Consider the following 8,173-nt stretch of genomic DNA (forward strand, 5'->3'; position numbering starts at 1 on the left):
ATGGCTGTACGTAAACGCTTTATCGCGGGTGCAAAGTGCCCGACCTGCCAGGCGCAAGACACGCTGGCCATGTGGCGTGAAAATAATATTGATGTTGTTGAGTGTGTTAAGTGTGGTCACCAGATGCGTGAAGCCGACAAGGAAGCTCGCGATCACGTTCGCAAAGAAGAGCAAGTGATCGGCATTTTTCATCCGGACTAGCGATATGCCCTGAGTTTTTTTAAGCTAAAGGGTACACAGGTGCAGATTTCCGCTACAATCTGCGCCAGCAATTTTCCCACGCTCAGGAGATATCATGAAAGTAGCAAAAGACCTGGTGGTCAGCCTGGCCTATCAGGTACGTACAGAAGACGGTGTGTTGGTTGATGAGTCTCCGGTGAGTGCGCCGCTGGACTACCTGCATGGTCACGGTTCCCTGATTTCCGGCCTGGAAACCGCGCTGGAAGGTCATGAAGTTGGCGACAAATTTGACGTTGCTGTAGGCGCGAACGACGCTTACGGTCAGTACGACGACAACCTGGTTCAGCGCGTTCCTAAAGACGTGTTCATGGGCGTTGACGAACTGCAGGTTGGCATGCGTTTCCTGGCTGAAACTGACCAGGGTCCTGTGCCGGTTGAAATCACAGAAGTTGAAGACGACCACGTTGTGGTTGACGGCAACCACATGCTGGCTGGCCAGAACCTGAAGTTCAACGTAGAAGTTGTGGCTATCCGTGAAGCAACCGAAGAAGAACTGGCTCATGGCCACGTTCACGGTGCGCACGGTCACGATCATGACCACGATCACGGCCACGATGGCTGCTGCGGTGGTCACGGCCACGATCACGACCATGCTCACGAGCACGGTAAAGGTGGTTGCGGTAACGGCGGCTGCGGTTGCCACTAATACCCGTCGTCTTTCAAGCCGCAGGTGTGTTGGCTGCGCTTTCAAACCCCGGTCACATAGTTATCTATGCTCCCGGGGATTTTCAAGCTTGCCGCCTTCCAGCGACTCGAAATCCATAGGGTATTTGTAGGTCCGGTAAGCTTCGCGCCACCGGGCACAAAAAAAGCGGGATAATCCCGCTTTTTTTACGCCTCAGTAATGAGGTGGTGGCGTCTCTTCTGACTGAGAGGCAATGTTAGAGGGCTGCGTAGCCTTCAGCTTTTCGGTTAACAAACGCATGTGATCCCGCAGTTTTGCCATTTCAAGCTCGTGCGCGGTCACGGTCTGGTTAAGCTCTTCGATGGTGATGTCCTGAAAAGCCAGGCGGCTTTCCAGCTCAGCCAGTCTCGCTTCGATCAATGTGTCCTTCATCATTCACCTCGTCTATTTCTGATTCGCCATAATGGGCCAGCGGCGGCGAAGTTTAACTGAGTTTATCCTGAAGTACAGTATCCATCCCATTGGCAAGAAACTTATTTAAACAAAAATAGTCTTAAAAGTGGCGATAATCGGGGGTGTCTGTCTGTAGATTTCTTCCGCAACGTTTTATAGTACGTAACTCATTTACGTTTAATGCTGGGGTGAGAGTCCCCAGGCCCTGGAGATATGGATGAAATCACTGTTTAAAGTAACGCTGCTGGCGACGACGATGGCTGTTGCGCTGAATGCGCCGCTGTCTTTCGCAGCTGACACTGCTGCGAAGCCTGCTGCGACTGCAGACAGCAAAGCGGCGTTCAAAAATGACGACCAGAAATCCGCCTATGCACTTGGCGCATCTCTGGGACGTTACATGGAAAACTCTCTGAAAGAACAAGAGAAACTGGGCATCAAACTGGATAAAGCTCAGCTGATCGCGGGTGTTCAGGATGCGTTTGCTGATAAGAGCAAACTGTCTGACCAGGACATCGAGCAGACTCTGCAGGCGTTTGAAGCGCGCGTGAAAGGTGCTGCCCAGACCAAGATGGAAGCTGATGCAAAAGACAACGAAGCAAAAGGCAAAGCCTACCGCGATACTTTTGCTAAAGAGAAGGGCGTAAAAACCTCCTCTACTGGCCTGGTGTATAAAGTCGAGAAAGAAGGTACCGGTGACGCACCAAAAGACAGCGATACTGTTGTGGTTAACTACAAAGGTACGCTGATCGACGGTAAAGAGTTCGATAACTCTTACACCCGTGGTGAACCTCTTTCCTTCCGTCTGGACGGTGTTATCCCGGGCTGGACTGAAGGTCTGAAGAACATCAAGAAAGGCGGTAAGATCAAGCTGGTCATCCCACCAGATCTGGCTTATGGCAAAACCGGCGTTCCGGGTATCCCTGCAAACTCTACGCTGGTCTTCGACGTAGAACTGCTGGACATCAAGCCAGCGCCAAAAGCGGATGCTAAAGCAGAAGCGCCTGCAGACGAGAAAGCTGCAGCAGACACCAAGAAGTAATGTCGTGAAAACCGCCGCCTTAAAGGCGGCGGTTTTTTTTATTGTGGGGCAGATATAATTAACACTGGAAAGCGTTACACACGCTGTATTAATTTAGTTGTCCGTGTAGATAATGAGCCTGCCCTGAAAACGTAACGACAGGCTCCTGAAAAGGAGTGTTTTTTTCATGTCCAGGTCGCTTTTAACCAACGAAACCAGTGAACTTGATTTGCTGGATCAACGTCCTTTCGACCAGACCGATTTCGATATTCTGAAATCCTACGAAGCGGTGGTGGACGGGTTAGCGATGCTCATTGGGTCCCACTGCGAAATCGTATTGCACTCCCTGCAGGATCTGAAGTGTTCCGCCATCCGCATTGCTAATGGTGAGCATACTGGCCGTAAAATTGGTTCGCCAATCACCGACCTTGCATTGCGTATGTTGCATGACATGACTGGCGCGGACAGCAGCGTCTCCAAATGTTATTTCACCCGCGCCAAAAGCGGCGTGCTGATGAAATCCGAAACCATCGCGATTCGAAACCGCGAACACCGTGTGATTGGGCTGCTGTGCATCAACATAAACCTTGATGTGCCATTCTCGCAAATCATGAGTACCTTTATTCCACCAGAAACGCCGGACGTCGGATCTTCTGTTAACTTTGCGTCCTCCGTGGAAGATCTCGTGACCCAGACGCTCGAGTTCACCATTGAAGAAGTGAATGCCGATCGCAACGTCTCGAACAACGCCAAAAATCGTCAGATCGTGCTGAACCTCTACGAGAAAGGCATTTTCGACATTAAAGATGCCATCAACCAGGTGGCCGATCGTCTGAATATCTCCAAGCATACGGTCTACCTCTACATTCGCCAGTTCAAAAGTGGTGATTTCCTGGGGCAAGACAAGTAATGCGTTTTGCGTTAATGGTGACAGGCCCGGCGTATGGCACTCAGCAGGCCAGCAGCGCGCTGCAGTTTGCTCATGCGCTCCTGGAGGCTGGACACGAACTGGTGAGCGTCTTCTTCTATCGGGAAGGGGTGTATAACGCGAACCAGTTTACGTCACCGGCGAGCGATGAGTTTGACCTCGTGCGTGCGTGGCAGGCATTAAACGAAAAGCAGGGCGTTGAGCTGCATATCTGCGTGGCGGCGGCATTGCGTCGCGGCGTGACGGATACGACAGAGGCTGCCCGTCTCGGCCTGTCCGGGGCCAATTTACAGCCTGGCTTTTCATTAAGTGGTCTGGGGGCGCTGGCGCAGGCTGCGCTAACCTGCGACAGAGTGGTGCAATTCTGATGAAGCGTGTAGCGTTTGTTTTTACCTCTGCTCCGCACGGTAGTGCGTCGGGCAGAGAAGGGCTGGATGCACTGCTCGCGACTTCTGCATTAACCGAAGATATCGGCGTTTTCTTTTTAGGAGACGGGGTGTTTCAGCTTTTGGCAGGACAACAGCCTCAGGCAATCCTTGCTCGTGATTACATCGCGACGTTTAAAGTGCTTCCGCTTTACGATATCGAAAACATCTACCTGTGTGCCGACTCTCTGGCTGCGCGCGGGTTAAAAGATAATACGCCTTTCGTTCTGGACGTGACGATCCTGGCGTCTGACGCACTGCGTGAACAACTTTCTCACTACGACACTGTTCTGACTTTCTGAGGCTGCCATGCTCCACACCCTGAGCCGTTCTCCGTGGCAATGTGATATCGACGCATTACTGAGCATGTTGTGCGAAGGTGATGACCTGCTGCTGATTCAGGATGGCGTTCTTGCTGCACTCGAAGGCAGCCGTTTCGTTGAAATCCTCATTAATGCCCCCATAACGGTCTCTGCGCTGAAAGACGATCTTGATGCGCGGGGGCTGGCTGGTCAAATTTCAGCCAAAATTGACGTGGTTGGCTATACTGATTTCGTCAATCTTACTGTGACGCACGCCAGTCAAATGAACTGGTGATTTGAGATCGCTGTATATTTCTTGACACCTTTTCGACGTAGCCCTAAAATTTCGCGTCCTCATATTGTATGAGGTCGTTTTATTACGTGTTTACGAAGCAAAAGCTAAAACCAGGAGCTATTTAATGGCAACAGTTAACCAGCTGGTACGCAAACCACGTGCACGCAAAGTTGCAAAAAGCAACGTGCCTGCACTGGAAGCCTGCCCGCAGAAACGTGGCGTATGTACTCGTGTATATACCACCACTCCTAAAAAACCAAACTCCGCACTGCGTAAAGTATGCCGTGTGCGTTTGACTAACGGTTTCGAAGTGACTTCCTACATCGGTGGTGAAGGTCACAACCTGCAGGAACACTCCGTGATCCTGATCCGTGGCGGTCGTGTTAAAGACCTTCCGGGTGTTCGTTACCACACCGTTCGTGGTGCGCTGGACTGCTCAGGTGTTAAAGACCGTAAGCAGGCTCGCTCCAAGTACGGCGTGAAGCGTCCTAAGGCTTAATGGTTCTCCGTTAAGTAAGGCCAAACTGATTTATCTTAATGTCACACTAAACTCTTTGAGTTTTGGACAATCCTGAATTAACAACGGAGTATTCCCATGCCACGTCGTCGCGTCATTGGTCAGCGTAAAATTCTTCCAGATCCGAAATTCGGATCAGAACTGCTGGCAAAATTTGTAAATATCCTGATGGTAGATGGTAAAAAATCTACTGCAGAAGCAATCGTATACAGCGCGCTTGAGACCCTGGCTCAGCGTTCTGGTAAAAATGAACTGGAAGCTTTCGAAGTCGCTCTCGACAACGTTCGCCCAACTGTAGAAGTTAAGTCCCGCCGCGTTGGTGGTTCTACTTATCAGGTTCCAGTTGAAGTTCGTCCGGTTCGTCGTAATGCCCTGGCAATGCGTTGGATCGTTGAAGCTGCTCGTAAACGCGGTGATAAATCCATGGCTCTGCGTCTGGCGAACGAACTTTCTGATGCTGCAGACAACAAAGGTACTGCAGTTAAGAAACGTGAAGACGTTCACCGTATGGCAGAAGCCAACAAGGCGTTCGCACACTACCGTTGGTAATCCCTTCGGAGTATTAGTCACCAGGCGGGCGCTTCAGAGAAGCCGCCCGCTCTGGGTAACTTAACTGAACGCCTAAAGATATAAACGAGGAATCAAATGGCTCGTACAACACCCATCGCACGCTACCGTAACATCGGTATCAGTGCGCACATCGACGCCGGTAAGACCACTACTACCGAACGTATTCTGTTCTACACCGGTGTAAACCACAAAATCGGTGAAGTTCATGACGGCGCAGCCACCATGGACTGGATGGAACAGGAGCAGGAGCGTGGTATTACTATCACCTCCGCAGCGACTACTGCATTCTGGTCAGGTATGGCTAAGCAGTACGAACCGCACCGCGTAAACATCATCGACACCCCGGGCCACGTTGACTTCACCATCGAAGTAGAACGTTCCATGCGTGTTCTTGACGGTGCGGTAATGGTTTACTGCGCAGTTGGTGGTGTTCAGCCACAGTCTGAAACCGTATGGCGTCAGGCGAACAAATATAAAGTTCCACGCATCGCGTTCGTTAACAAAATGGACCGTATGGGTGCTAACTTCCTGAAAGTTGTTGGTCAGATCAAAACCCGTCTGGGCGCGAACCCTGTTCCGCTGCAGCTGGCGATTGGTGCTGAAGAAGGCTTCACCGGCGTTATCGACCTGGTGAAAATGAAAGCCATCAACTGGAACGATGCAGACCAGGGCGTTACCTTCGAATACGAAGATATCCCAGCTGCAATGCAGGATCTGGCTGACGAATGGCACCAGAACCTGATCGAATCCGCAGCTGAAGCTTCTGAAGAGCTGATGGAAAAATACCTGGGTGGCGAAGAACTGACTGAAGAAGAGATCAAAAAAGCTCTGCGTCAGCGTGTTCTGAACAACGAAATCATCCTGGTAACCTGTGGTTCTGCGTTCAAGAACAAAGGTGTTCAGGCGATGCTGGATGCGGTAGTTGACTACCTGCCATCCCCGGTTGACGTTCCTGCGATCAACGGCATCCTGGACGACGGTAAAGATACTCCGGCTGAGCGTCACGCAAGTGATGAAGAGCCGTTCTCTGCGCTGGCGTTCAAAATTGCTACCGACCCATTCGTGGGTAACCTGACCTTCTTCCGCGTTTACTCTGGTGTGGTTAACTCCGGTGACACCATCCTGAACTCCGTGAAAGCGGCGCGTGAACGTTTTGGCCGTATCGTACAGATGCACGCTAACAAACGTGAAGAGATCAAAGAAGTTCGTGCGGGCGACATCGCTGCAGCTATCGGTCTGAAAGACGTGACTACTGGTGACACCCTGTGTGACCAGGATCACCCGATCATTCTGGAGCGTATGGAATTCCCTGAGCCGGTAATCTCCATCGCGGTTGAACCAAAAACCAAAGCTGACCAGGAAAAAATGGGTCTGGCTCTGGGCCGTCTGGCAAAAGAAGACCCATCATTCCGCGTATGGACTGATGAAGAATCTAACCAGACCATCATCGCAGGTATGGGTGAACTGCACCTGGACATCATCGTTGACCGTATGAAGCGTGAATTCAACGTTGAAGCTAACGTGGGTAAACCTCAGGTTGCTTACCGCGAAGCGATTCGTGCGAAAGTTACCGATGTTGAAGGTAAACACGCTAAGCAGTCTGGTGGTCGCGGTCAGTACGGTCACGTTGTGATCGACATGTACCCACTGGAGCCGGGCTCTAACCCGAAAGGTTACGAGTTCATCAACGACATCAAAGGTGGTGTAATTCCTGGCGAATACATCCCAGCCGTTGATAAAGGCATCCAGGAACAGCTGAAAGCGGGCCCTCTGGCTGGCTATCCAGTTGTTGACATGGGTGTTCGTCTGCACTTCGGTTCTTACCACGACGTTGACTCCTCTGAACTGGCGTTTAAACTGGCTGCGTCTATTGCCTTTAAAGAAGGCTTTAAGAAAGCAAAACCAGTTCTGCTTGAGCCAATCATGAAGGTTGAAGTAGAAACTCCTGAAGAGAACACCGGTGACGTTATCGGTGACTTGAGCCGTCGTCGCGGTATGCTGCGTGGTCAGGAATCTGAAGTAACTGGCGTTAAGATCCACGCTGAAGTTCCACTGTCTGAAATGTTCGGATATGCAACTCAGCTGCGTTCTCTGACCAAAGGTCGTGCATCATACACTATGGAATTCCTGAAGTATGATGATGCGCCTAACAACGTTGCTCAGGCCGTTATTGAAGCCCGTGGTAAGTAATCCACAGGATTAAAACCTAAGTCCCGTGCTCTCTCCAAAGGGGAGAGCACTATAGTAAGGAATATAGCCGTGTCTAAAGAAAAATTTGAACGTACAAAACCGCACGTCAACGTTGGTACTATCGGCCACGTTGACCATGGTAAAACTACCCTGACCGCTGCAATCACTACCGTTCTGGCAAAAACCTACGGTGGTTCTGCTCGTGCATTCGACCAGATCGATAACGCACCAGAAGAAAAAGCTCGTGGTATCACCATCAACACTTCCCACGTTGAATATGACACCCCGACTCGCCACTACGCACACGTAGACTGCCCAGGCCACGCCGACTATGTTAAAAACATGATCACCGGTGCTGCGCAGATGGACGGCGCGATCCTGGTTGTTGCTGCGACTGACGGCCCTATGCCTCAGACTCGTGAGCACATCCTGCTGGGTCGTCAGGTAGGCGTTCCTTACATCATCGTGTTCCTGAACAAGTGCGACATGGTTGATGACGAAGAGCTGCTGGAACTGGTAGAGATGGAAGTTCGTGAACTGCTGTCTCAGTACGATTTCCCAGGCGACGATACTCCAATCGTTCGTGGTTCTGCTCTGAAAGCGCTGGAAG

At 51.1% G+C, this 8,173-nt stretch carries 12 protein-coding genes; 11 read left to right on the forward strand and 1 reads right to left on the reverse strand.

Annotation, left to right across the window (positions count from 1 at the left end; translation table 11 throughout):
• On the forward strand, positions 1-201 hold the full coding sequence (locus ACHHZ6_RS10645) for a YheV family putative zinc ribbon protein (RefSeq protein WP_010436300.1): 201 nt from the start codon (positions 1-3) through the stop codon (positions 199-201).
• Positions 202-295: 94 nt separating this feature from the next.
• Complete coding sequence (gene slyD, locus ACHHZ6_RS10650) at positions 296-886, forward strand: peptidylprolyl isomerase (protein ID WP_182272863.1); 591 nt, start codon at positions 296-298, stop codon at positions 884-886.
• Between the two features lie 192 nt (positions 887-1,078).
• Here slyD and ACHHZ6_RS10655 read toward each other — a convergent pair whose 3' ends face one another.
• A complete protein-coding gene (locus ACHHZ6_RS10655; RefSeq protein ID WP_182274585.1) occupies positions 1,079-1,297 on the reverse strand; it encodes a protein SlyX in 219 nt (72 codons plus the stop codon).
• Positions 1,298-1,535: 238 nt separating this feature from the next.
• Between ACHHZ6_RS10655 and fkpA the strand changes: the two genes are divergently transcribed.
• The 9 genes from fkpA to ACHHZ6_RS10700 form a co-directional block, all read left to right on the forward strand.
• The gene (fkpA, locus tag ACHHZ6_RS10660) at positions 1,536-2,357 is read left to right on the forward strand and encodes an FKBP-type peptidyl-prolyl cis-trans isomerase (protein WP_182272862.1); all 822 of its coding nucleotides are present in this window, start codon (positions 1,536-1,538) and stop codon (positions 2,355-2,357) included.
• 166 nt (positions 2,358-2,523) lie between these two features.
• Complete coding sequence (locus tag ACHHZ6_RS10665) at positions 2,524-3,246, forward strand: transcriptional regulator (RefSeq protein WP_182272861.1); 723 nt, start codon at positions 2,524-2,526, stop codon at positions 3,244-3,246.
• A complete protein-coding gene (tusD, locus tag ACHHZ6_RS10670) occupies positions 3,246-3,632 on the forward strand; it encodes a sulfurtransferase complex subunit TusD (RefSeq protein ID WP_182272860.1) in 387 nt (128 codons plus the stop codon). Before ACHHZ6_RS10665 ends, tusD begins: the two co-directional genes overlap by 1 nt.
• Positions 3,632-3,991, forward strand: coding sequence for a sulfurtransferase complex subunit TusC (gene tusC, locus ACHHZ6_RS10675; RefSeq protein WP_182272859.1), 360 nt, complete (start codon positions 3,632-3,634; stop codon positions 3,989-3,991). The genes tusD and tusC overlap by 1 nt, the downstream gene beginning before the upstream one ends.
• Before the next feature lie 7 nt (positions 3,992-3,998).
• The gene (tusB, locus tag ACHHZ6_RS10680) at positions 3,999-4,286 is read left to right on the forward strand and encodes a sulfurtransferase complex subunit TusB (RefSeq protein WP_182919042.1); all 288 of its coding nucleotides are present in this window, start codon (positions 3,999-4,001) and stop codon (positions 4,284-4,286) included.
• Positions 4,287-4,410: 124 nt separating this feature from the next.
• Positions 4,411-4,785, forward strand: coding sequence for a 30S ribosomal protein S12 (gene rpsL, locus ACHHZ6_RS10685; RefSeq protein WP_000246815.1), 375 nt, complete (start codon positions 4,411-4,413; stop codon positions 4,783-4,785).
• Positions 4,786-4,881: 96 nt separating this feature from the next.
• On the forward strand, positions 4,882-5,352 hold the full coding sequence (gene rpsG / locus ACHHZ6_RS10690) for a 30S ribosomal protein S7 (protein ID WP_004106370.1): 471 nt from the start codon (positions 4,882-4,884) through the stop codon (positions 5,350-5,352).
• A gap of 96 nt (positions 5,353-5,448) precedes the next feature.
• Complete coding sequence (gene fusA / locus ACHHZ6_RS10695) at positions 5,449-7,563, forward strand: elongation factor G (protein WP_182272857.1); 2,115 nt, start codon at positions 5,449-5,451, stop codon at positions 7,561-7,563.
• A gap of 69 nt (positions 7,564-7,632) precedes the next feature.
• On the forward strand, positions 7,633-8,173 hold a 541-nt coding region (locus tag ACHHZ6_RS10700; RefSeq protein ID WP_004163557.1), incomplete at its 3' end, for a GTP-binding protein.

Source organism: Enterobacter cloacae complex sp. 2024EL-00214 (genome assembly GCF_043945575.1).
Taxonomy (GTDB): domain Bacteria; phylum Pseudomonadota; class Gammaproteobacteria; order Enterobacterales; family Enterobacteriaceae; genus Enterobacter; species Enterobacter cloacae_P.